The sequence below is a fragment of the Streptomyces sp. NPDC059906 genome (assembly GCF_042730645.1).
Lineage (GTDB): Bacteria > Actinomycetota > Actinomycetes > Streptomycetales > Streptomycetaceae > Streptomyces > Streptomyces rubrogriseus.
On sequence record NZ_JBHWKU010000001.1, the window covers coordinates 111192 to 132594 of the forward strand.

21 protein-coding genes are annotated in these 21403 nt (G+C 71.5%); 13 read left to right on the plus strand and 8 right to left on the minus strand.

Going from position 1 to position 21403, the window contains the following annotated elements:
• Positions 1–13: 13 nt before the first annotated feature.
• The 3 genes from ACFV9J_RS00540 to ACFV9J_RS00550 are packed head-to-tail and all read right to left on the minus strand — an operon-like array spanning position 14 to position 3322.
• Positions 14–2479 carry a hypothetical protein gene (locus tag ACFV9J_RS00540; protein ID WP_385347756.1) on the minus strand — a complete coding sequence of 822 codons (2466 nt, stop codon included), beginning with the start codon at positions 2477–2479 and terminating at the stop codon, positions 14–16.
• Positions 2480–2516: 37 nt separating this feature from the next.
• Positions 2517–2960: a hypothetical protein gene (locus ACFV9J_RS00545; RefSeq protein ID WP_385347759.1), complete on the minus strand. Its 444-nt coding sequence runs from the start codon at positions 2958–2960 to the stop codon at positions 2517–2519.
• Complete coding sequence (locus ACFV9J_RS00550) at positions 2957–3322, minus strand: DUF6301 family protein (RefSeq protein WP_385347761.1); 366 nt, start codon at positions 3320–3322, stop codon at positions 2957–2959. The genes ACFV9J_RS00545 and ACFV9J_RS00550 overlap by 4 nt, the downstream gene beginning before the upstream one ends.
• 490 nt (positions 3323–3812) lie before the next feature.
• On the opposite strand from ACFV9J_RS00550, the gene ACFV9J_RS00555 reads away from it, so the two are divergent.
• The gene (locus tag ACFV9J_RS00555; RefSeq protein WP_385347764.1) at positions 3813–5000 is read left to right on the plus strand and encodes a hypothetical protein; all 1188 of its coding nucleotides are present in this window, start codon (positions 3813–3815) and stop codon (positions 4998–5000) included.
• Between the two features lie 26 nt (positions 5001–5026).
• Positions 5027–5599, plus strand: a complete 573-nt coding sequence (locus ACFV9J_RS00560) for a hypothetical protein (protein ID WP_385347766.1) — start codon at positions 5027–5029, stop codon at positions 5597–5599.
• Between the two features lie 300 nt (positions 5600–5899).
• Here the strand turns inward: ACFV9J_RS00560 and ACFV9J_RS00565 are convergent, their stop codons facing one another.
• A complete protein-coding gene (locus ACFV9J_RS00565; protein WP_385347768.1) occupies positions 5900–6118 on the minus strand; it encodes a hypothetical protein in 219 nt (72 codons plus the stop codon).
• A gap of 49 nt (positions 6119–6167) precedes the next feature.
• Positions 6168–6605, minus strand: coding sequence for a hypothetical protein (locus tag ACFV9J_RS00570; protein WP_003974483.1), 438 nt, complete (start codon positions 6603–6605; stop codon positions 6168–6170).
• 496 nt (positions 6606–7101) lie between these two features.
• Between ACFV9J_RS00570 and hemL the strand changes: the two genes are divergently transcribed.
• The 7 genes from hemL to ccsB all read left to right on the plus strand — a co-directional run bounded on the left by hemL (position 7102) and on the right by ccsB (position 15104).
• Entirely contained in the window at positions 7102–8418 is a 1317-nt protein-coding gene (hemL, locus tag ACFV9J_RS00575; protein ID WP_385347771.1) for a glutamate-1-semialdehyde 2,1-aminomutase, read from the plus strand.
• On the plus strand, positions 8415–9113 hold the full coding sequence (locus ACFV9J_RS00580) for a histidine phosphatase family protein (protein WP_385347773.1): 699 nt from the start codon (positions 8415–8417) through the stop codon (positions 9111–9113). Before hemL ends, ACFV9J_RS00580 begins: the two co-directional genes overlap by 4 nt.
• Positions 9114–9296: 183 nt before the next feature.
• Positions 9297–10598: a hypothetical protein gene (locus tag ACFV9J_RS00585; RefSeq protein WP_385347775.1), complete on the plus strand. Its 1302-nt coding sequence runs from the start codon at positions 9297–9299 to the stop codon at positions 10596–10598.
• A gap of 66 nt (positions 10599–10664) precedes the next feature.
• Entirely contained in the window at positions 10665–11381 is a 717-nt protein-coding gene (locus tag ACFV9J_RS00590) for a TlpA family protein disulfide reductase (RefSeq protein WP_385347777.1), read from the plus strand.
• 1 nt (position 11382) lies between these two features.
• Positions 11383–12153: a cytochrome c biogenesis CcdA family protein gene (locus tag ACFV9J_RS00595; RefSeq protein ID WP_127893924.1), complete on the plus strand. Its 771-nt coding sequence runs from the start codon at positions 11383–11385 to the stop codon at positions 12151–12153.
• 3 nt (positions 12154–12156) lie between these two features.
• Positions 12157–13959, plus strand: coding sequence for a cytochrome c biogenesis protein ResB (locus ACFV9J_RS00600; RefSeq protein ID WP_385347780.1), 1803 nt, complete (start codon positions 12157–12159; stop codon positions 13957–13959).
• A complete protein-coding gene (gene ccsB / locus ACFV9J_RS00605; RefSeq protein ID WP_385347782.1) occupies positions 13956–15104 on the plus strand; it encodes a c-type cytochrome biogenesis protein CcsB in 1149 nt (382 codons plus the stop codon). Before ACFV9J_RS00600 ends, ccsB begins: the two co-directional genes overlap by 4 nt.
• A 132-nt stretch (positions 15105–15236) precedes the next feature.
• Here ccsB and ACFV9J_RS00610 read toward each other — a convergent pair whose 3' ends face one another.
• A complete protein-coding gene (locus tag ACFV9J_RS00610; protein ID WP_385347785.1) occupies positions 15237–16658 on the minus strand; it encodes a condensation domain-containing protein in 1422 nt (473 codons plus the stop codon).
• 175 nt (positions 16659–16833) lie between these two features.
• The gene (locus tag ACFV9J_RS00615; RefSeq protein ID WP_385347788.1) at positions 16834–17571 is read right to left on the minus strand and encodes a TioE family transcriptional regulator; all 738 of its coding nucleotides are present in this window, start codon (positions 17569–17571) and stop codon (positions 16834–16836) included.
• Positions 17572–17614: 43 nt separating this feature from the next.
• Between ACFV9J_RS00615 and ACFV9J_RS00620 the strand changes: the two genes are divergently transcribed.
• Positions 17615–18253 carry an O-methyltransferase gene (locus ACFV9J_RS00620; RefSeq protein ID WP_385347791.1) on the plus strand — a complete coding sequence of 213 codons (639 nt, stop codon included), beginning with the start codon at positions 17615–17617 and terminating at the stop codon, positions 18251–18253.
• Here ACFV9J_RS00620 and ACFV9J_RS00625 read toward each other — a convergent pair.
• On the minus strand, positions 18226–18831 hold the full coding sequence (locus ACFV9J_RS00625; RefSeq protein ID WP_385347794.1) for a hypothetical protein: 606 nt from the start codon (positions 18829–18831) through the stop codon (positions 18226–18228). The two genes, ACFV9J_RS00620 and ACFV9J_RS00625, sit on opposite strands and share 28 nt — an antisense overlap.
• Before the next feature lie 115 nt (positions 18832–18946).
• Between ACFV9J_RS00625 and ACFV9J_RS00630 the strand changes: the two genes are divergently transcribed.
• The 3 genes from ACFV9J_RS00630 to ACFV9J_RS00640 all read left to right on the plus strand — a co-directional run bounded on the left by ACFV9J_RS00630 (position 18947) and on the right by ACFV9J_RS00640 (position 21386).
• Positions 18947–19903 carry a Scr1 family TA system antitoxin-like transcriptional regulator gene (locus tag ACFV9J_RS00630; protein WP_385347797.1) on the plus strand — a complete coding sequence of 319 codons (957 nt, stop codon included), beginning with the start codon at positions 18947–18949 and terminating at the stop codon, positions 19901–19903.
• Complete coding sequence (locus ACFV9J_RS00635) at positions 19851–19964, plus strand: DUF397 domain-containing protein (RefSeq protein WP_385348828.1); 114 nt, start codon at positions 19851–19853, stop codon at positions 19962–19964. The genes ACFV9J_RS00630 and ACFV9J_RS00635 overlap by 53 nt, the downstream gene beginning before the upstream one ends.
• A gap of 204 nt (positions 19965–20168) precedes the next feature.
• Positions 20169–21386, plus strand: coding sequence for an RNA-guided endonuclease InsQ/TnpB family protein (locus ACFV9J_RS00640; RefSeq protein ID WP_385347800.1), 1218 nt, complete (start codon positions 20169–20171; stop codon positions 21384–21386).
• Positions 21387–21403 lie beyond the last annotated feature (17 nt).

The following is a 21403-nucleotide window of genomic DNA, read 5'->3' on the forward strand; positions in this document are numbered from 1 at the left end:
GAGGAACGCCGGCTCACGGTACGGCCCGGCCCCCGGCGTCCGTCCCGGCGGTGCCGTCCTTCGCGGCGCCGGCATCCAGTACCGCCCGGATCGCCGCACACAGGGCGTCGTCGTCGCGGACGGCTCGCCGGCCGTCGTGATGCACCGGGCGTTCGTCGGCGCCGAGGAGGGCGTGCAGGGCCGGTACGACCCGGGCGACGGACGCCGGGGCGGCGGCGCCCACTTCGGCGAGGAGACGCAAGGGGTCGAGGACCGTGGGGGCGGCGCTCCCGGGGGGCGGGCAGATCCGGACGAGTTCGGCCAGGGCCGGGACGACCTGCCGGGGGTCCGAGGTCAGCCGCCACAGGCTCCGGACCGCCCGCATCGCGTCGAAGCGGTTGTCGTGCGTGATCCGTGCCGTGGCGGTGGCACGCAGCCGGCCCGCGACGCGTTCCGCGACGGGAGGGTGCGTCGCGGCGACCTCGGCGAGCAGCTCCAGGGCTGCGACGCCTCCCGGGGTCTGGTAGACGTCCATCGCGCTGTGCGCCGTCAACTCCAGCAGCCCGGGCAGGACGTCGTCGGCGTCCCCCGTGACCCGCCACAGCGCCCGGGCCCGTTCCACGGCGCCGTTCGGCGCGTCCGACCAGCGAGCCGGCTTCCTGCTCAGCGCCGCGTGGAACATCTCGCGCAGCCGGCCGGCCCCCGGCGCCCCGACCTCTCCGCCGAGCGTGGCACACGCGTGGAGGAAGACGGACTCGGGGAGCCGAGGACCCGGTACCGGGAAGCCACCGCCGTTGGGAAGGCGCCGAAGCAGGGCGCGCACGGGCTCGTCGTCCCCGGTGATCACGAGGTGGTCGAACGGGCTGATGTGCGCCAGGTCCTTGGTGTGCGGGCCGGCCGGGAGTTCGACCCGTTCGCGCAGCCGTTCGCGGTGGGCCGCGGCGACGGCACCGCTCTCCGACCGGAGCAGGGCGTACGCGGCGATCATCAACGTCTCCTCGGCGTCGAGGAGTTCGATCATCCGTGGGACGATCCGGGCTCCGTCCCGATGCCATCGGCGCAGGACCGACCAGTACGGGTGCCATCGGTCCCCCGCCTTCTTCAGGTGGGCCAGCAGCGGGTCCAGGAGGGTGCCGCTGTGCGCGGCGAAGGAGGCGAGCGCCTCGGTGAAGCAGACGTCGTCGCGGTCGCTGCGGCCGTCGGCCGAACCCGTGGGGCGGTGAGCGAAACCGCCCTGGACGGCCAGCAGTTCGGTGAGATGCGGCACACAGCGGTCGTCGCCCATCCGGCTCAGCGCCCGCACGGCGTACTCCCGGGCGGGTCCGTGGGGCTCGTCCGCCGCCGTGAGGCGCGTGGCGACGAGGCCGGCCCAGGGACGCGCGGCGGTCCCGCACATGGCGAGAACCCGCAGCGCGAGGACACGGTTCTCCGGGCACCGGTCGTCCACGAGCCCGGCCACGGCGGGGAGAAGGGCGGGTACGGCGGACCGCCAGCGGGACATCAGGGACGCGGCGACCTCGAGGCCGCCTTCGCGCTCGGCGGGGCCGACGTGGTGCAGCAGCGTGTGGGCGAGGGCGAGCCGTCCGGGCAGGTCGGCTCCGAGCCGCCGGTCGGCCTCGGTGATGACGCCGACCCGCGAGGAGCGGTACTCCGCGGGCGGACAGTCCGACGTGGTCCGCGAGGCGAGCAGCGCGTCGGTGGTGACTCGGGCATAGCGGGGATCCGCGTACCCCGGCAGCGCTCGGCGCAGCGCCTCCACGGCTTCGAGCCGGACGTCGTGGCGGATCTCCTCGTCCCATGCGATCCAGGCGTCGACGTCCTCACAGACATCGGGTTCCTCGTCGTCCTTCCCGCTCACCGTCATACGGTGCCGCAGCCACGCGAGTGCCTCCTCGCGGTGCCCGGCCGCGTGGCGGGCGAGCTCTCCGACACCCAGCACCAGGCGCTGCGCCACCCACCGGACGGGTTCGTCGTCGAAACGGGTCGCGAACCGGGTGACCAGGGAGTCCGCGTGAGCGGCGGCCTGCGCGAGTGCGTCGACGGCGCCGGCCCGGACCATGTCGTCGTCGGCGTCGAGCAGCGGCAGCAGCCCTGCGGAGGCTCGCTCCCACGCGTCCGGCCACGTCGCGTCCACGGTGGGCCGCCACCTGCCTTCGAGCAACGGCTCGACCTTCGCGGTCGGGGCGGTGTTGCCCGTGCGGGCGACGCCGGCGATCGTCCGCAGAATCGCGAAACGCACCGTCACCTCCGCATCCCGGGCCGCCGCGACGAGGAACGGCAGCATCTCGGCCGCCGCCCCCCGCACCGAACTGCCGTCGCCGACGGCCACGTAGTGCAGCGTCTCGCAGGTTCTCCCGGCCGTGGCCGGATCGGCCGCCCAGAGCCCGTGCGGCATCTCGGGGCCGTACCGCTCACCGGTGTAGGGATCGACCACCTTCGACCAGTCGACCTGTGCGGCGAGCCGCGCCAGCCGTCGTGCCCTCGCGTCCCGCGCGGACATCACGCCGCGCCCGCCGCCCGCCGCTCGCCGTCCCCCGTCAGCTCGTCGGGTCGAGGCCCAGCAGGGGCAGAACAAGGGGGCGGTTGCCCCTGCGCTCGTCCCACGCTTCGTAGGCCAGACCCTGCGGGGAGGCGATCCGCAGGCCGTCGCGCAGTCCGGTCACCGTCATCCGCGCCAGCTCGCGGTAGGCGCCCGAAGGCGACGGCCACGCCACTCCGGCCTGCCAGTTGTGGCCGTAGACAGTGTCCTCGGGCAGCTCCCAGCCCGCCTCCGCGATCAGCCTGCTGCCCGTCTCCCCGGCGCGCAGCGCGGGGTCGAGACCGTGATCACCGACCAGCTCGGCCCGCAGGATCTCGTCGCTCTGCGCGAACTGCGCGTATCGGCCCGTCCGCCCGCCCTCCCGGATGATCAGTACCGATCCGGCGGCCAGCGTGGCCAGCTGTCGCGCGAGCCCTTCACCGAACCCGTCCCATGCCGTCACAGCAGCCCCTCCTCGTCCATGCGCAGCAACTCGTCGTCGAGGTGCAGCCGATGGTTGGTGACCAGCTCCAGGTACACCGAGTCCCCCGTGGACTCGAGGACCAGGGTGGTGTCGGAACCGGCCCAGTGGATCGCGGCGCTGCTGCCCGGCCTGCGCTCCGTCGGCTCACCCAGCGACGTGTGCAGCGCGGCGGCCATCCCGGCGAACGCGTCCACGGCCTGGTCCCACTTCTGCGCGTAGTCGGTCAGGCGCAGCCGGACGCGCTCGGCCATCCTCTGGTCCTGCGCGCGCGCCCGGCGGGACGAGACGGTGCGGACCCTCTCGAACCCGGTGTCGAGCAGGTCCCAACGCGGCCAGATCATCAGGGCCCGACGGGTGAACTGCGACGACCGCCTCGCACTCGGCGTGGCCCCCAGCTCCCACGTGCATTCCAACGACCGCAGTCGTGCGGCGAATTCGACGACCTCGGTATCACTCAACGCATGCCACGGCGCCATATCCCTCCGGGGGCGCGCCCTCACCGGACCCGTCCCCCGCCCCCTTCCTCCCCGCGCGGCAACCCCGCACCCGATCCGGATCAGCGCCGATCATGACACACCGGTCGCTTTGGCCTTCCGTTCCTGTGATCCTCGTCTCCGGTTGGGGATGGTGTGGACAGCCCGTCACCTGGGTGCGGTAGAAACATCCCCGCGAGCCGACCGGGCTCGTGGCGGTGGGGGGCGCCTGCGGGGTGTGACGTGCCGTGCTGTTCTACGACGTTCAGCGGGGGACCACGACATGCCGTATCCGCAGCCTTCTTCCGCGCGGGGACCGTCGTCCCCGCGCCGCCGTGCGCGCTGGGAGCGCTATCGGGTGACGGGACCGTTCTCTCCCGCCGATCTCGCGAAACTCTGGGGCCTGATGGCCGCCGTGGTGGGCGTCGCACTGCTCTGCGGCTGGGCGCTGGACATGAAGGGCGGCACGGTCGTCGTGCTGGCCGCGCCGTACGTCTTCCTGTGGTTCGACGAGCGGCGCGTCCTCTTCCGGTTCGACCCCTCCGGCGTGCGTATCGGCAACGTCCAGCTGCCGTGGGCCGACGTCACCGCCTTCGTCTACGCCGACTCACCCGATCTCGGGCCGCAGGTGCTCCTCGGCACGCGGCTGCGCGACGGCACGCCCGTACCCGCGGGGGCCGACGTGCGGCCGGCCGATCCCGCGATGCCCGCGCAGCTCCATGTGGCGGTGGAGCGGCGGAAGTTCGATCTCGCGAAGCTCACCGCGAAGGCACGGCGGTACGCGCCGCCGCAGGTGCGGATCGTCGACGCTGCGGCCGGGGCCTTCGGCGGGTCCGGGGCCGACCCGGTCGCGGCAGGCGATCCGCACCCGGGCACCGTCAACCCGTACCAGGGCGGGCAGCCGGCGGCCGGCCATCCGTACACGGGTGGTGGTCCGTACCCGACGGGCCGTCCCGTCGTCGGCGACCACGATGCGGCGGCGAACACCGCCCCGACCGCGCTGCCCGACGCGTACGGGCCTCGCTGGGGCATCGTCGTGGCCGCGGTGCTGACGTGCGTCGCGGTCGGGGCGGTGTTCGCCGCCGCACTGTCCCGGACGGCCATGGTCTTCCCGTACGTGGGTGCGGGTGCGACGGGCGGCATCGCACTGGGGACGGAGGACGTCCTCGCGCTGTCCGACCTCCCGCCCGGCGGTCCTCTGGTCGGGCTGGTGACCTGGCCGGCGCTGCTCTTCCTCCTGGCCGCACTCACCCTCGCCTGCCGCGCCCTCGGGCCGCACCTGCCCTCGGGCGCGCTCAGGACCGCGGGCCTCCTGTGCGCCGTCGCCTTTCCGCTGGTACTCCTCGCGAACGACGCCTTCGACGGTCATCCCCTCGGGAACTACGAGAGCGGCTGGTGGCTGCTGCACCTCGGCGCGTTCCCGGGGCTGGCGGCGTACGTCGCCATGGATCTGATACTCGCCCGGGGCGGGGGCCGCGCGGCCGGGCCCGACCGGCCCGGCCCGGGCAAGTCCGGCCCCCACCAGCCCGACACCCGCCCGTACTGACCACCACACCACCTCCAGGGGGAGCCTTGAACACCCGTACCGCATCCGCCGTACTCACCAACACCGTTGCCGTCGCCGTCGCCGCGCTCGCACTCACCGGGTGCTCCGGCGACACCCAGGAGCTGTCCTTCGGCGACAAGGCCGAGAAGGACAACCTGGAGGTCAGCGTGGTGCGCGTGGACGCCGGAACCTCGGGCGACTTGTCCGTGCTCGAGGACGCCGCCAAGTACCAGGGCCGTACGCCGTACTACGTCCACTACCGGGTGACCAAGACCGAGGCCGGGGAGGTCGACGGGCCCTCCTTCGACGTCACGGCGGACGGGGACCTGCTGACACGGCTGAACATCATGAGCGCCTTCCCGAAGCCGGTCGTGGGCGAGGACGGACAGCTCAGCTACGAGGAGGCGCCGAAATTCGACAAGTGCCTCGACGAGCACGACTCGGGCAAGTTCGAGAAGGCCGCCGCGGGCGAGAGCTACGAGGCCTGCGCCGTCTACCTCTCCGAGTCGGGCTCCGGTGCGGAGCCCGAGAAGGTCGAGTGGGTCAAGGGCGGCCTGCTGCGCAGCAGCGACGACGAGGCGTACGCCGTCTGGAAGTGAGCCCGCCGAGGAGGCGGGCCTTAGTACGGCTTGGTGCCCCGCCTCGTGCAGCAGGTTGGCCGAATCCCGCCACTCGGGCAACCGGCACCGGCAGTGATCACCTGGCGGTGGGTGCGGTCGACGAGACGACCGCTGTCGCACTCCGGCACGCTGCCGCCAGGGACGCCCTGGACGACTTCGTCGAGGACAGACGTGAATCCTGCGTCGCGGCGCAGAGCGGCCCGAGGGAATGTCCGTGCGGTCGTGATGAGCCTGCTCCGCGTGGTGGTGCCACGCGTCGCCGCGCCTTGGTGGAGGAGGTCAGGAGTAGAGGTAGAGGAGGGTCTGGCCGCCGCCGAGTCGTCTCCACGGCCCCGGCACGGACGCGCTCCGCGCGTCCAGGTCGTCGATCGCCCGTTGCCGGACCGGTGCGGGGCCCTTGCGGTACGAAGTGATCATCGCATCGACGATGGCGTCCCGTTCATGGGGAGGGGGATGGCGCAGATAGCCGTCGAAGCGGCTGTCCTTGAGGCGGGACACGGGTACGGGCGGGGCCTCGGGGCCCCGCCCCCGTCGGAACGGCGGCGGCTCAGGGCCACACCAGGCAGTACGGCTGGTGTCCCGCCTCGTGCAGGCGGTGGGAGAAGTCCTGCCACTCGTGGAGCAGCTGGTACACGTTGAACGCGTCCCGCGGGCCGCCGCGGTCCGGGACCGTGGACCATATGAAGGCCGCCGCGCCGACCGCCTCCTCGCCGATGCCGCGCAGGGGGTCGACCACGGTCATCGGGAGTTTGACGACCGCGTAGTCGGGGTGCAGGACGACCAGTTCCAGCGGGGGCACCTTGTGCAGGGGGACGCCCTCGATGCCGGTGAGGACCATGGCGGCCATGGTCTCCGGCTTGATCTTGGTGAACATGCCGTTCATCCCGAGCTCGTCGCCGCCCAGCTCCTCGGGGCGCATCGAGATCGGGACGCGGGCCGCGGTCGCGCCGTCGGGCGCGCCGAAGTACTTGTAGGTCACCCCCACCCGACCACCTTTCCCGCTCCCCGCCCCCAGCCGGTCGGCCCGCCGGTCGAGCCGGTCGGGCTCGCCCGGGGTGCCGTGTGTCTGACGTGCTTCGGACGCTTCCTCCGCCTCGCGTCGGTGCCTTCCCCGCCGGGCACGTCGAGGACCCAGGTCATCGGTCCCCTCGCCCAGTCCGCCACCGCGATGCATATCTCCACCCGACTGCTTTTCTAGGACGCGTGGCCCCCGCCGCGCAACCCGATCATCGTGTCAGTGACCTCCCCCACGGCCGCCCGCCGAAACGTGCGGTGGGACATATGCCCGCCGGACGGTCGGCAGCCCCGTCCGCGTCGCCCCGGTGAGCTGCGTGGATGAGTTCCAGTCTGGCAGACGGCACGGCACTGGGGGCGGTTGTCTACCCTTGACGAAGTCACCCTGGGCAACCAGCGGCCGAGCGGGACCCATGCCGGGTCCGATACGTCGGAGAAGGTCGAGAAGGTCGGAGAAGTCGCAGGTCATGAGCGAACTGGCATATCCATACGAAGCACCGGCCTCGCAGGCTCTGTTCGACCGCGCCGCGGCCGTCACGCCCGGCGGTGTGAACTCCCCGGTGCGCGCCTTCCGCGCCGTCGGCGGCACCCCCCGGTTCATGGTGTCCGGCACCGGGCCGTACCTGACCGACGCCGACGGGCGTGAGTACGTCGACCTCGTCTGCTCCTGGGGGCCGATGATCCTCGGGCACGCGCACCCCGAGGTGATCGCCGCCGTGCAGGAGGCCGTGGCGCGCGGCACGTCCTTCGGCACGCCCGCCGAGGGCGAGGTCGCGCTGGCCGAGGCGATGGTCGAGCGGGTCGCGCCGCTGGAGGAGGTCCGGCTCGTGTCGAGCGGGACCGAGGCCACGATGTCCGCCATCCGGCTCGCCCGCGGGTTCACGCAGCGCACCAAGGTGATCAAGTTCGCCGGGTGCTACCACGGTCACGTCGACTCGCTGCTCGCCGCCGCGGGCTCCGGCGTCGCCACCTTCGCGCTGCCCGACACCCCCGGCGTCACCGGTGCCCAGGCGAGCGACACGATCGTGCTGCCGTACAACGACCTCGACGCCGTGCACGCCGCCTTCGCCGCCCACCCCGGCGAGATCGCCTGCGTGATCACGGAGGCCTCGCCCGGCAACATGGGCGTCGTGCCGCCGCTGCCCGGGTTCAACCAGGGGCTCAAGGACGCCTGCGCCGCGGGCGGTGCGCTGTTCGTGTCGGACGAGGTCATGACCGGGTTCCGGACCAGCCGCGCCGGGTGGTACGGGGTGGAGGGGGTCGTTCCCGATCTCATGACCTTCGGGAAGGTGATGGGGGGTGGGTTCCCCGCCGCCGCGTTCGGGGGGCGGGCGGACGTCATGGCGCACCTCGCGCCGGCCGGGCCCGTCTACCAGGCCGGCACCCTCTCCGGGAACCCGGTCGCCACCGCCGCCGGGCTCGCCCAGCTGCGGCTCCTCGACGACGCGGCGTACGCCACCGTCGACGCCGTGTCCGCGCAGATCCAGTCACTCGTGACCGAGGCGCTCACCAAGGAGGGCGTCGCGCACACGCTCCAGAACGCCTCCAACATGTTCTCCGTGTTCTTCACCGACCGCCCGGTCGTCGACTACGAGGGCGCGAAGGCGCAGGAGTCCTTCCGGTTCACCGCCTTCTTCCACTCCCTCCTCGCGAACGGCGTCTACCTGCCGCCGTCCTCCTTCGAGTCCTGGTTCGTGTCCACCGCCCACGACGAGCGGGCCGTCCAGCGCATCGCCGACGCCCTCCCGGCGGCGGCCCGCGCGGCCGCGGAGGCGACGGCATGAGCAACGGCGACCACGAGAAGAACGAAGAGCTGACCGTCGTCCACGTCATGCGGCACGGCGAGGTCGAGAACCCCACCGGTGTCCTGTACGGACGGCTTCCCGGCTACCACCTCTCCGAGCTGGGCCGGCGGATGGCCGAGCGGGTCGCCGAGCACCTCGCGCCCCGCGACGTGACGTACGTCGTGGCCTCCCCGCTGGAGCGGGCGCAGGAGACGGCGACCCCGATCGCCAAGACGCACGGGCTCGACCTCGACACCGACGCCCGTCTCATCGAGGCGGAGAACGTCTTCCAGGGCAAGACCTTCGGCATCGGTGACGGCGCGCTGCGCAGGCCCGCCAACTGGAAGCACGTGGTCAACCCGTTCAAGCCGTCCTGGGGCGAGCCGTACGTCGACCAGGTCGTCCGGATGAAGGGCGCGATCGACGCCGCACGGGACCGGGCGCGCGGGCACGAGGCCGTGGTCGTCAGCCACCAGCTGCCGATCTGGATCCTGCGGTCGTACGTCGAGCGGCGGCGGCTGTGGCACGACCCGCGCAACCGGCAGTGCACGCTGGCGTCCCTGACCACGTTCACCTACCGGGGCGACCGGATCGTCTCCGTCGGCTACACCGAGCCCGCCCGCGACCTCGTCCCGGCCCACCTCCTCGCGGGAGCCAAGCCGGTGAAGGGGCAGGGGAAGGCGTACGGGGCCTGACGGTCGCGCCGGCTCCACTCCCGGCCCCAGCTCCACTCCCGGCCCCAGCCCCAGGCCCGGCCCCGGGCCCTTTCTGTGCGTCCGCTGTCCACTGTTACCCAACCCGCACAAATATCCGGAACCCGCTCGTTCGTCGCGTCCTCTCACCTAGTGACCACCAAGGACGCGACGAACGAGGTTGCGATGCGCACTTCCAACCGCACTCTCACCCGCAGGGGAATGCTCGGACTCGGCGCGGGGGCCGCGGCGGCGGTCGGGCTCGCGGGCTGCGGCACCGGTTCCCACCCCTCGTCGGACGGCTCGCACCAGGCCGGGGACGCCGGGAAACCGTCGCCCTCCGGCAGCGGCAAGGCCCCGGCGAAGCCCATCGGCGACGGCTCCACGTCGTACACCGGCAAGCAGCCGCACCAGCCGGACGCCCCCGTGCCGCTGGAACCGGGCCAGACGCCGCCGCAGTTCGTCGTCTTCTCCTGGGACGGCGCGGGCGAGGTCGGCAACGGGCTCTTCCCCCGCTTCCTGGACCTGGCCCAGGAGCACGGCGCGCACATGACGTTCTTCCTCTCGGGCCTGTACCTGCTGCCCGAGTCGAAGAAGCGCCTCTACGACCCGCCGAACAACCCGCGCGGCGCCTCCGACATCGGCTACCTCACCGACGAGCACATCAAGGCGACGCTCACCAACGTCCGCCGGGCGTGGCTCGACGGGCACGAGATCGGCACCCACTTCAACGGCCACTTCTGCGGGGGCGGCGGCAGCGTCGGCAACTGGACGTCCGCGCAGTGGCGCAGCGAGATCGACCAGGCGAAGTCCTTCGTCAAGGAGTGGAAGACCAACAGCGGCTGGACCGACCTGCCGTCCCTGCCCTTCGACTACGACAAGGAACTCGTCGGCGGCCGCACGCCCTGTCTGCTCGGCCAGGACAAGCTGCTGCCCACCGCCCGCGAGCTGGGCTGGCGCTACGACGCCTCCTCGCCCGGCGGCCGCCAGGTGTGGCCGGTGAAGAAGGACGGGATCTGGGACCTGCCGCTGCAGCAGATACCGTTCCCCGGCCACTCCTTCGAGGTCCTCTCGATGGACTACAACATCCTCGCCAACCAGTCGGTCAACTCCACCAAGGCGCCCGCGCACAACTACCCGGGCTGGCGCGAACAGGCCACGAAATCGTACATATCCGGCTTCAAGCGGGCGTACGAGTCGAACCGGGCGCCCTTCTTCATCGGCAACCACTTCGAGGAGTGGAACGGCGGCATCTACATGGACGCCGTGGAGAACGCCCTCAAGCACATCGCGCGGGAGAAGGAGAAGGGCGAGGACATCCGGCTGGTCTCCTTCCGCCAGTTCACCGACTGGCTGGACGTGCAGAAGCCCGAGGTGCTCGCCAGGCTGCGGACCGTCGAGGTGGGGCAGCAGCCGGCCGGGGGCTGGAACGCCTTCCTCAAGGACGCCTCCTCCCCGGGCTCGACACCCAGCGGGAACGCCGCCTGAAATGCGGGTTTCCGGCCGTGAGGGGGGTGCGCAAGATCCTCGGAACGGACATGCGAAACTTTTCACATGAGTGCCGCCAGCCGCGCCCCCCTGCGCTCGAACCGCTCGAACCGCACCACCGAGCGCACCGTCGAGCGCTTCACCGAGCGCACCGCCGACGCCCGCGCCCGCGTCCGTAGCCGGGCCGCCCGGGCCGCCGTCGGCGCGGCCGCCGCGGCGCTCCTCGTGTCCGCGTGCAGCTCCGGCGGCACCTCGGGCGGCGGCGGCCAGACCGGCTTCATCACCGGCTCCGACGGCATCGCCACCGCGAAGAAGGGCGAGCGCGCCGACGCCCCCGAGCTGTCCGGCGAGACCGTCGACGGGGGACAGGTCGACGTCGCCGACTACAAGGGCAAGGTCGTCGTCCTCAACGTCTGGGGCTCGTGGTGCCCGCCCTGCCGCGCCGAGGCCAAGAACTTCGAGAAGGTCTACCAGGACGTCAAGGACCAGGGCGTCCAGTTCGTCGGCATCAACACCCGCGACACCTCCACCGGCCCGGCCCGCGCCTTCGAGAAGGACTACGGCGTCACCTACCCGAGCCTGTACGACCCGGCGGGCAGACTGATGCTCCGCTTCGAGAAGGGCACCCTCAACCCGCAGGCCGTCCCCTCCACGCTCATCATCGACCGGGAGGGCAAGGTCGCCGCGCGCACCCTCCAGGCACTCAGCGAGGAGAAGCTGCGCAAGATGCTCGCCCCGTACCTCGCCGACGACTCGGCCGACTCCGGCAAGCCGGAGAAGTGACGTGTCCGCAGCGATCACCCTCGCGGCCGAGGGCTACAACGGCACGGTGCTGAACGGCGCCCTGCTCGTGGCCCTCCCCATCGCCCTGCTCGGCGGCCTGGTCTCCTTCTTCTCGCCCTGCGTCCTACCGCTCGTCCCCGGCTACCTCTCCTACGTGACCGGCGTCACCGGCACGGACCTCGGCGAGGCCCGGCGCGGCCGGATGGTCGCCGGAGCCTCCCTCTTCGTCCTCGGCTTCACCGCCGTCTTCGTCTCCAGCGGGGCGCTCTTCGGCTACTTCGGCTCCACGCTCCAGGAGGAACGCGGCACCCTGACCAAGGTGCTCGGCGTGCTCATGATCCTCATGGGCGTCTTCTTCGTCGGCCTCATGCCCTGGTTCACCCAGCGCGAGTTCCGCTTCCACAAGCGCCCCGTGACCGGCCTGGTCGGCGCGCCGCTGCTGGGCGCGCTGTTCGGCATCGGCTGGACGCCCTGCATCGGTCCGACCCTCGCGTCCGTCCTCGCGCTCTCCGCCGACCAGGGCACCGCAGGCCGCGGCGCCATACTGACCGTCGCGTACTGCGTCGGCCTCGGCGTGCCCTTCGTGCTCGCCGCGGTCGCCTTCCGCAAGGCGCTCGGCGCATTCGGCTGGATCAAGCGCCACTATGTCTGGGTGATGCGGATCGGCGGCGCCATGATGATCGCGACCGGCGTGCTGCTGCTGACCGGCGCGTGGGACAGCATCGTCCAGGACATGCAGACCTGGTCCAACGGCTTCACTGTGGGGATCTGACCGATGAGCAACACCACGACGGGCAAGACCCCGACGGACAAGTCGACCGACGAGGAACAGGACCTCGGCGCCGCCGGCTCCCAGCTGTCCACCGCCCCCAAGGAGGAGGCGCCCAGCCTCCCCTCCCTCGGCGTCATCGGCTGGGCCCGCTGGTTCTGGCGCCAGCTCACCTCCATGCGCGTCGCGCTGCTCCTGCTCCTGCTGCTGTCCCTGGGCGCGATCCCCGGGTCGCTGATCCCGCAGGACGGCGTCGACGCGATGAAGGTCGAGGAGTTCCGGGACAACCACGACATCCTGGGGCCGGTCTACGACAAGCTCGGCCTCTTCCACGTCTACAGCTCGGTGTGGTTCTCCGCGATCTACATCCTGCTGTTCGTCTCCCTCATCGGCTGCATCGTCCCGCGCACCTGGCAGTTCGTCGGCCAGCTCCGCGGACGTCCGCCGCGCGCGCCCCGGCGCCTGGACCGGCTGCCCGCCTACACCACCTGGCGCACCGGGGCCGAGCCCGAGGAGGTCCGCGAGGCCGCCCTGAAGCTGCTGAAGAAGCGCCGCTTCCGCGCGGACGCGGACGCCGCCGGTGACGCCGTCGCGGCCGAGAAGGGCTACCTGCGGGAGGTCGGCAACCTCGCCTTCCACATCGCGCTGATCGTGATGCTGATCGCCTTCGCCTGGGGCCAGCTGTTCAAGTACGAGGGCAACAAGCTGATCCTGGAGGGCGACGGCTTCTCCAACACGCTCACCCAGTACGACGACTTCAAGTCCGGGAACCTCTTCGACGCGGCCCACGACCTGGCCCCCTTCAGCTTCACCCTGAAGGACTTCCGCGGCACCTACGAGGCGACCGGCCCCAACCGCGGCACCCCGCGCGTCTACGAGGCCAAGGTCACCTACAGCGAGGGCGCCCACGGCGCCGAGAAGTCGAAGACCATCGAGGTCAACAAGCCGCTGGAGATCGACGGCTCCAAGGTCTACCTCGTCAGCCACGGCTACGCCCCCATCCTCACCGTCAAGGACGCCAAGGGCGACGTCGTGATGGACAAGCAGGCGGTGTCCCTGCTGCCGCTGGACGCCAACGTCACCTCCTCCGGCGCCGTCAAGGTCATGGACGGCTACCGCAACGCCAAGGGCGAGAAGGAGCAGCTCGGCTTCAACGCGTTCTTCCTGCCGACGTACGGCGGCAAGGGCAGCACGATGCTCTCCAGCTTCCCGGCGCTGATCAACCCGATGCTCGCGCTCTCCGCCTACCACGGGGACCTCGGCGTCGACGCGGGCATCCCGCAGAGCATCTACCAGCTCGACAAGACCAACCTGGAGGAGTTCAAGGGCTCCGACGGCAAGCTGTTCAAGCAGCAGCTCAAGGTCGGCGACACCATGACCCTTCCGAACGGCGCCGGCTCGGTCACCTTCAACGGCGTCCAGGAGTGGGCCGGCTTCCAGGTCACGCAGCAGCCCGGCAGCGGCTGGGCCCTCGGCGGCGCCGTCGTCGCCATCCTCGGCCTGGCCGGCTCGCTGTTCATCCAGCGCCGCCGGGTCTGGGTGCGGGCCGTCCGCGGCGCCGACGGCGTCACGGTCGTGGAGATGGCCGGCCTCGGCCGCAGCGAGTCCGCGAAGGTCCCGGAGGAACTGGGCGACCTCGCCGGCGCCCTGTACGACCGGGCAGCACCCGAAGCGTCCGCCACACCCGAAGCGTCCGCCACACCCGAAGCGTCCGAGGCACCCGAAGCGCCCGACGGGCCCGAGAACGACGACACCCCCGATTCCCCCGACACCCACGTCGTACCTGCCGAAGGGTCTGAGACGAAGTGACTCTCGCCGCCGCAACCGAGTTGGCCGCCGCGACCAACGAGAATCTCGCGAACGTCAGCAACACGCTGATCTACTCCTCGATGGCCGTCTACACGCTGGCCTTCTTCGCGTACATCGCCGAGTGGCTCTTCGGCAGCCGCAGCAAGGTCGGCCGTACCGCCGCCGCGCTCACCAGCGCCACGGCCGGTGCCAAGGCGAACGCCGCCGCCAGGTCCGGTCCGGCCGTCACCGTGAAGAAGGCCGGCGGCACCGCCGTACTGGAGCGCCCCGAGGTCGTCGTACGGACCGCGTCCGGCACCCGTGACGTGCCCGACGGCCCCGGCGCGCACGGCGGCACCGAGAAGGGCGACCTGTACGGGCGGGTCGCCATCTCGCTCACGGTCCTCGCCTTCGCCGTCGAGGCGGGCGGCGTCCTCACCCGCGCCCTGTCGGTGGAGCGGGCGCCGTGGGGCAACATGTACGAGTTCAACATCACGTTCACGACGGTCGCCGTCGGCGTGTACCTCGCGCTGCTCGCCCTGAAGAAGAACGTCCGCTGGCTGGGCCTGCCGCTGACCACCACGGTCCTGCTCGACCTCGGCCTCGCCGTCACGGTCCTCTACACCGCCAGCGACCAGCTCGTCCCGGCCCTGCACTCGTACTGGCTGTACATCCACGTCTCCACGGCGATCTTCTGCGGCGCGGTCTTCTACGTCGGCGCGGTCTCCACGATCCTGTACCTCTTCAAGGACAGCTTCGAGAACAAGCTCGCCTCCGGCGGCAAGCCCGGCCGCTTCGCCAGCTCCGTCCTGGACCGGCTGCCCGCCGCGGCCTCCCTCGACAAGTTCGCCTACCGCGTCAACGCCGCAGTCTTCCCGCTGTGGACGTTCACGATCATCGCGGGCGCGATCTGGGCGGGCGACGCCTGGGGTCGCTACTGGGGCTGGGACCCCAAGGAGACCTGGTCCTTCATCACCTGGGTCGCCTACGCCTGCTACCTGCACGCCCGCGCCACCGCCGGCTGGAAGGGCCGCAAGGCCGCCTACCTGGCCCTGGTCGCCTTCGGCTGCTGGCTGTTCAACTACTACGGCGTCAACATCTTCGTCTCCGGCAAGCACTCCTACGCCGACGTGGGCCTGGGCGCCCTCCAGTCGGTCGGCTTCTGAACAGGACACGGCGAAAGGCCGGTTCCCGTGACCCAGGTCACCGGGACCGGCCTTTCGTGTGTGCCGTCCGGCAACCGCGGGAGTCGTACGTCGACGGCGGCGACGGGCGCCTGCACGCGGGCGGCGTCTTGCTCACCGAGCGGTGGGCGGCGGGCCGAAGTCCCCGCGGGCGACGCCGGTGACGACGTCCCGCAGCCGCTCGACGTACAGCCGCAGGTTCTTGTGGGCGACGTCCGTGTCCGGGTAGCGGCTCGCGAACCACAGGCCCTCGGGGAGCCGGGTGACCCAGGCGCACACCTGGTCGCCGTAGGAGACCCGGAGCAGTGCGTACGCGGTCCGGTCCGGCCAGCTGTCGGCGCCGGGGACGCCGCGCGCGTCGACGTACGACACGATCGAGTACAGGTCGGGCGAGGTCGGCCGGAAGTCCGTGCCGAGCAGGCGCAGCACGCGGTCGATCGGCATCCGGGACAGCCGCCGGTTGGCCTGGAGTTCGGCGCGGACGGTGCCGAGGGCGCTGGGGAAGTCGTGGGCCCGGTCCACCGGGACCTCGATCGGGGCGCCGCCGACGTACCAGCCGACGGACTCCGTCCACTGGGACCGCGACCGGGTGTGGAAGGGCACGACCGTGCGGTAGACGGGCTCGCCGCCGATCTCGTGGACGATCAGCGCGGTCGCGGCCAGCACGCCGACCAGGCTGCCGCCGTAGGGACGGCAGTACGCCTCGAACGCGGCGGCGTCGGCCGCGTCCACCAACGGCTCGCGCAGCAGCCGCTGTTCGGGCAGCGGATCGCCGGTCCTGACGCCGAGGTCGACGGGGAAGGACGGCAGCCGCCCGTCGCAGCGCCGGATGAACTCCCGCCAGCGGGCCACGATGTCGTGGTCGCCGTCGATCCGGTCCGCGTCCGCCCGCTCGGCCTCGCAGAAGTCGACGTAGGAGCCGACCCGGGGCCGCGGCACGGTACGCCCGGCCGCACCGGCGGCGTACAGCTCGCCGACCTCGGCGGGGATGCGGTAGATGGAGTAGGCGTCGACGTTGCTGTGGTCGAAGGCCATGTAGACGCTGACGCCGTCGTCGCGGACGACCGCCGTGTAGATGAGGTTGGGCCAGCGCAGCGCGTCCGCGACCCGGTCGAAGCGGTCCTGGAGGTGCCGGGCGAGGTCGGCCGCGTCCGGGAAGTCGCCGACGTCCTCGCGGTGCAGGGCCACGGCGTCCGCGTCGAGCGTGAACCGGCGCATCGGGTCCCCGCCCTCGCCGCTCCACCGGAAACCGCTGCGCAGCGTCTCGTGCCGCAGCGTCCAGGCCCGCAACGCCTCCTGGAGCACGTCGAGATCGACCGGCCCCGGGATGTCGAAGGCGGCACCGAGCCAGGTCGGCACGAACAGGCCGTCCTCGCGCACCGACCGTGCCGTGCGGATGTGCGACTCCTGGATGTACGCGGGCGGGCGCGCGTCCTCGGGCAGCGCCGCCGCGATGTCGAGCGTCGCGGGACTGAGCGTCCACTCGACGAGGCGCCCGGGCCGGATCTCGCAGCGCTGGATGTCGGTCATTCGCACGAGGAGGTCTCCGTTCGCAGATGTACAGACCCGACCAAGGGAATGCCGTCTCCGCGGCCGCGCACCTGGTGTGTCGACACTGTTCAACGGAACGGATGGCCTCTCGAACGCCGATACGCACCCACCGCCCGGCCGCCCTTCACCCTTTCCCCGTGCACCCTTCACGCCTCGCCCGTCACTCCAGGTACGCGTGCAGGGCGCCCGCCCCCGCCAGCATCGAGCGCGTCCGCGCGGTGAGGGCCCGCCCGCGCGCCTCGACCGCCGCCCGCAGCGCCTCGCTGCTCCCCGCGCGCCGCAGGTCTTCCAGCACGGGCCGGATCTGCTCGAAGAGGTGGTGACTGCGGCGCAGGGTGCGCACCACCCGCGCGTCCCGTACGTCGGAGGGCCCGTACACCCGGTACCCGGTGCCGTGTTCCCGTCCGGGCACGAGCAGCCCCGCCGCCTCCCACACCCGCAGCGCGGAGGTCCGTACGCCGACCAGCGCGGCCACCTCGCCGATGCGCAGCCCGTGCGCTTCGTGTGCTTCGTGCGCTTCGTCGCCGGAACGGGGCGGTGGCGCGGCGGCATTCCGACCGGCCAGCGCCTCCAGCGCCTCACCGGCGGCCCGCAGTGCGACCCGCTCCTCGTGCAGCGCGGCGTGCGCGGCGTCCACCAGCGCGAGGGCGGCGGCCACGTCCCCGGCGTGCACCGCGCCCATCACCCGCGTCGCCGTGACCGCCCCGTACCCCGGCTGCAACGCCCGGTACGTCAGCAGCGCGTCCCGGTGCCGCTCGCCGAACACCCGGTACCCGGCGTCGGTGCGTCCGGCCGGGGGCAGGACACCGGCGTCCTCGTAATTGCGGACCTGCTGCGTCGAGAGCCCGACGGCCCGGGCCAGATCGACGGTACGCAGACGCCGCTCGCCGTTCTTCATCCGGCGCAGCCTATGCGGGGACGGTGGAGCCATAATGCGGGGCATGTCGCTTCAGGGGACGGACGCCTACCGGGACGCCGACGGCACCCTCCCGGCGCTGGTCGTCCGGGCCGTGGCGGCGGCACGTGCGCACGGTTTCCCCTACTCGTGCCGCCCCGAACAGGGCCGCCTGCTCCACCTGCTGGCCGCGGGAGCACCGCGGAGGATCGCCGAGACCGGCACGGGCTGCGGCGTGGGCCTGGCCTGGCTGGCCGCCGGCGCCCGCCCGGGGACCCGGCTGGTCGGTGTCGAGCGCGACGCGGAGCGGGTCCGCGTCGCCAGGCAGGTCTTCCACGACCACCCGGAGGCCGAGATCCTCCACGGAGACTGGCGGCGCGTCGAGGAACACGGCCCGTACGACCTGCTGGTGCTGGACGGCGGAGGCCAGGCGAAGGGCGACGGCGCCGCCGACCCGGTCCGTCTCCTGAACCCCGGCGGCACCCTGGTGGTCGACGACTTCACCCCCGCCACCACCTGGCCGCCGCTCTTCGAGAGCGCCCCCGACCACCCCCGGCTGCACTGGCTGGAGCACCCGGCCCTGCACACCACCGAACTCCGCCTCGCCCCGGACCTCGCCACCATCGTGGGCACCCGACTGCCGGACCGCCCCGCCACTCAGGCACGGCACTCCAGCACCGCGTAGTCGGCGAAGCAGCGCCGGTAGCGGGTGTGCCGGGTCTCCTGCGCGTGCCGGCGCTGCCACTCCTCGACATCCCCCGGGGCGGGGCACGGCCCCGACGTCGCACCGCAGTCGGCGTCGTCGCCGGACACGCAGTGCGCCTGGTACTCGGGCAGTGCCGACGGGTCCTGGACGATCGCGAACGGTACGAACCGGAAGAGCCGGTGGCCACGGTGCTCCCGCCGCCGGTGCCGGGCCAGCAGCACGTCGGCATCGGTCTCGGCGCTGCCGTCACCGGCGGCCCGTGCCTGCGCGCGCCGCTCGGCCAGCCCGGCGCAGGTGGCGCAGCCGGGGACCGGCTCGGGCGGCGGCCCCGCGTCGACCAGCGGCGTTGTCAACACCCCGTCGCGTGACCGGCCGTTGGCCGCGCGCACACCGGCGCTCAGCCGTTCCTCGGCCGTCGCCGCCCTGATCAGCGCGGGGTCCGCCTGCCATTCCCGGCCGCCGCCGACGGGGCGCAGCATCGCGCAGGGTCCCGCCATGCCTCGGTACTCACCGACCTTCCGGGTGCGGGGGTCGTAGACGAGTGTTCCCGGTTCCATCGTGCAACCTCCGTGACTGTGGGTGTATCGAGAGTCGCGCAGGGGAATCGTCGGTATCAACGCTCGACGCGTGACACACGTCCGCTGTCACGAAGGGGAGGGGAGGGCGGGGACCGTGGGGCGACGCAACGCCGGTGGCTCGGGCGCGAGTACGGCCGCCGTGTTCGGCGAGGTCCTGCGGCATTTCCGGGAGGCGGCGGGGCTCACCCAGGAGGGTCTCGCAGGCCGTATCCCCTGCGACCGGTCGCACATCGCCCGGGTGGAGGCGGGGACGCGGGTGCCGCAGGACACGTTCGCGAAGACGTGCGACGAGTTGCTGGGCACGGGTGGGGTGCTGGGGCGGTTGTGGGGGCGGATCGACTGGTATCCGGAGGTGGAGCATCCGGACTGGTTCCAGCGCCGGGCCGACATGGACGCGGAGGCGGTGACGCTGCGGGAGTATCAGGAGCGGGTCATTCCGGGGTTGTTGCAGACGGAGGAGTACGCATGCGCGTTGTTCTCGCGAGTGGTGGGCTCTGACGAAGCTGAGGAGCGTGTGCGGGCCCGCATGAGTCGTCAACAGCGGTTTCTTGACGCGGACGGCCCGTCGTACCACGTAGTGCTGGACGAGAGCTGCCTACGCAACGTCGTCGGTGGAGAGGCCGTGATGCGTGGGCAGTGTGCTCACCTGCTGAAGGTCGGGCACCGTCCCAACATCCGTGTCCAGATCGCTCCGGCGAGTCAGTCGAGGCTGGTGCGTCCCAACGCTTCCGTGTCGCTGATCGAACTGCCCGACGGGCACCGGTGGGTGTACTCGGAGTCGGTGGACCGAGGCCACTTCAACGACGATCCAGCCCTCTTCAGGCGTCACAGCCAGACGTATGATCTGCTCAGGGCGGATGCGCCATCGGCTCCTGAGTCTGCCGCTCTGATCAGTGACGCGTTGGAAAGGTACCAACAGGATGGACAGGCCCGAGTTCAGCGCAGAGTCCTGGATCAAGAGCAGCTACAGCGGCGACAACGGCGGCAACTGCGTGGAAATCGCCCCCGGTTTCCCCGGCGTCGTCCCGGTTCGGGACAGCAAGTGCCCTGAGGGCCCCGCCCTGTTCGTCACTCACGCGGCCTGGTCCGCGTTCGCCGCCGCCCTGCGGTGACTTCTGCCGGGACCCCACCCCACCCGCCCACGGCGTCGAGTCACTCGCCTGGGTGAACATCGACGGTTGCGCCGGATTCGAGTACCGCTAACTCCCTTACTCTCAGTGCATTAGCCGCTGATCGAGACTCTAAGGACGCAAGCTCTGTCCGTTAGGGCGAGATTGTCCTCTCTTAGGCAGAGCCGCGCAGCGACATTGGAGGGGGTGTTTCCTGTGCTGTCCGGTCGCAAGTATCGGCTTGAGCTGACGGCAGATCAGGCTGCGCAATGTCAGGAGTTCGCGGACGTGTGCAGATCGGTGTGGAACACCGGTCTGGAGCAGCGGCGAGAGTACCGGCGGCGGGGTGCGTGGATGAACTACGTTCCACAGTGCGCCGAGCTGGCCGATGCAAAGCGTGAGCACCCGTGGCTCAGGACTGCCCCCTCCCACGCATTGCAGCAGACCTTGAAGGACCTGGACCGGGCGTGCCGGGAGCACGGCACGTTCAGGGTTCGGTGGCGGTCCAAAGTCCGCTGGTCCCCGTCCTTCCGATTCCCCGACGCCAAGCAGATCAGCGTGGAGCGGCTGGGCCGAAAGTGGGGTCGGGTGAAGTTGCCGAAGCTGGGCTGGGTCCGGTTCCGCTGGTCACGCTCCATCGGGGGCGAGATCCGTTCCGTGACCGTGTCCCGGAAATCCGGGCACTGGTTTGTGTCGTTCCTCGTGGACGACCAGGCCGTCACCCCCGAGCAGCACGTCATGCCGAACACGGTCGTTGGGATCGACCGTGGTGTCAAGAGCGCTGCCGTCACCTCGGACGGCGACTTTCACGACCGGGCATTCATCACCGCCGGGGAATCGGCCAGGTGCCGGCGTCTGCAGCAGCGCCTCGCTCGGTCCAAGCGCGGCAGCGCCAACCGGGCCAAGACGATCACCGCGATCAACACCATCACGGGTCGGGTCACCGATCGGCGCGGGGACTTCTGCGCGCAAACCGCATCCCGGATCGTTGCGAAGAACGCCTTGGTGGTCCTTGAAGACTTACGGATCAAGAACATGTCCGCGTCCGCGTCCGGCACCGTCGCGGAGCCGGGCAGGAGGGTCCGGCAGAAGGCCGGGCTGAACCACGCCATCCTCGACAAGGGGTGGCATCGCCTCGAACTTGCCCTTACGAACGCGGCCCGGTACACCGGCAGCCGTGTGGTGAGGGTCAACCCGGCGTACACGTCGCAGCGCTGTTCCGCCTGCGGCTTCGTTACCGAACACAACCGAGAGAGCCAATCGGTGTTCCGGTGCAAAGCCACAGGCTGCGGGCATGCAGAGCACGCCGACGTCAACGCTGCCAAGAACCTTCGACATGCGGGCGGACAGCTCGTGTCAGCCTGTGGAGACCTCGGCACCAGCCGGTCTGTGAAGCAGGAACCCGTAAGCCGGGCGACCGGCTGAACCCCTCAAAGGGGAAT

What these genes read in the sequence shown, in the direction of transcription:
- ACFV9J_RS00540 (WP_385347756.1), bottom strand. Translation starts at nt 2,479, where the DNA reads ATGTCCGCGCGGGACGCGAGGGCACGACGGCTGGCGCGGCTCGCCGCA.
- ACFV9J_RS00550 (WP_385347761.1), bottom strand. Translation starts at nt 3,322, where the DNA reads ATGATCTGGCCGCGTTGGGACCTGCTCGACACCGGGTTCGAGAGGGTC.
- hemL (WP_385347771.1), top strand. Translation starts at nt 7,102, where the DNA reads ATGAGCGAACTGGCATATCCATACGAAGCACCGGCCTCGCAGGCTCTG.
- ACFV9J_RS00580 (WP_385347773.1), top strand. Translation starts at nt 8,415, where the DNA reads ATGAGCAACGGCGACCACGAGAAGAACGAAGAGCTGACCGTCGTCCAC.
- ACFV9J_RS00585 (WP_385347775.1), top strand. Translation starts at nt 9,297, where the DNA reads ATGCGCACTTCCAACCGCACTCTCACCCGCAGGGGAATGCTCGGACTC.
- ACFV9J_RS00590 (WP_385347777.1), top strand. Translation starts at nt 10,665, where the DNA reads ATGAGTGCCGCCAGCCGCGCCCCCCTGCGCTCGAACCGCTCGAACCGC.
- ACFV9J_RS00600 (WP_385347780.1), top strand. Translation starts at nt 12,157, where the DNA reads ATGAGCAACACCACGACGGGCAAGACCCCGACGGACAAGTCGACCGAC.
- ACFV9J_RS00615 (WP_385347788.1), bottom strand. Translation starts at nt 17,571, where the DNA reads ATGAAGAACGGCGAGCGGCGTCTGCGTACCGTCGATCTGGCCCGGGCC.
- ACFV9J_RS00620 (WP_385347791.1), top strand. Translation starts at nt 17,615, where the DNA reads ATGTCGCTTCAGGGGACGGACGCCTACCGGGACGCCGACGGCACCCTC.
- ACFV9J_RS00625 (WP_385347794.1), bottom strand. Translation starts at nt 18,831, where the DNA reads ATGGAACCGGGAACACTCGTCTACGACCCCCGCACCCGGAAGGTCGGT.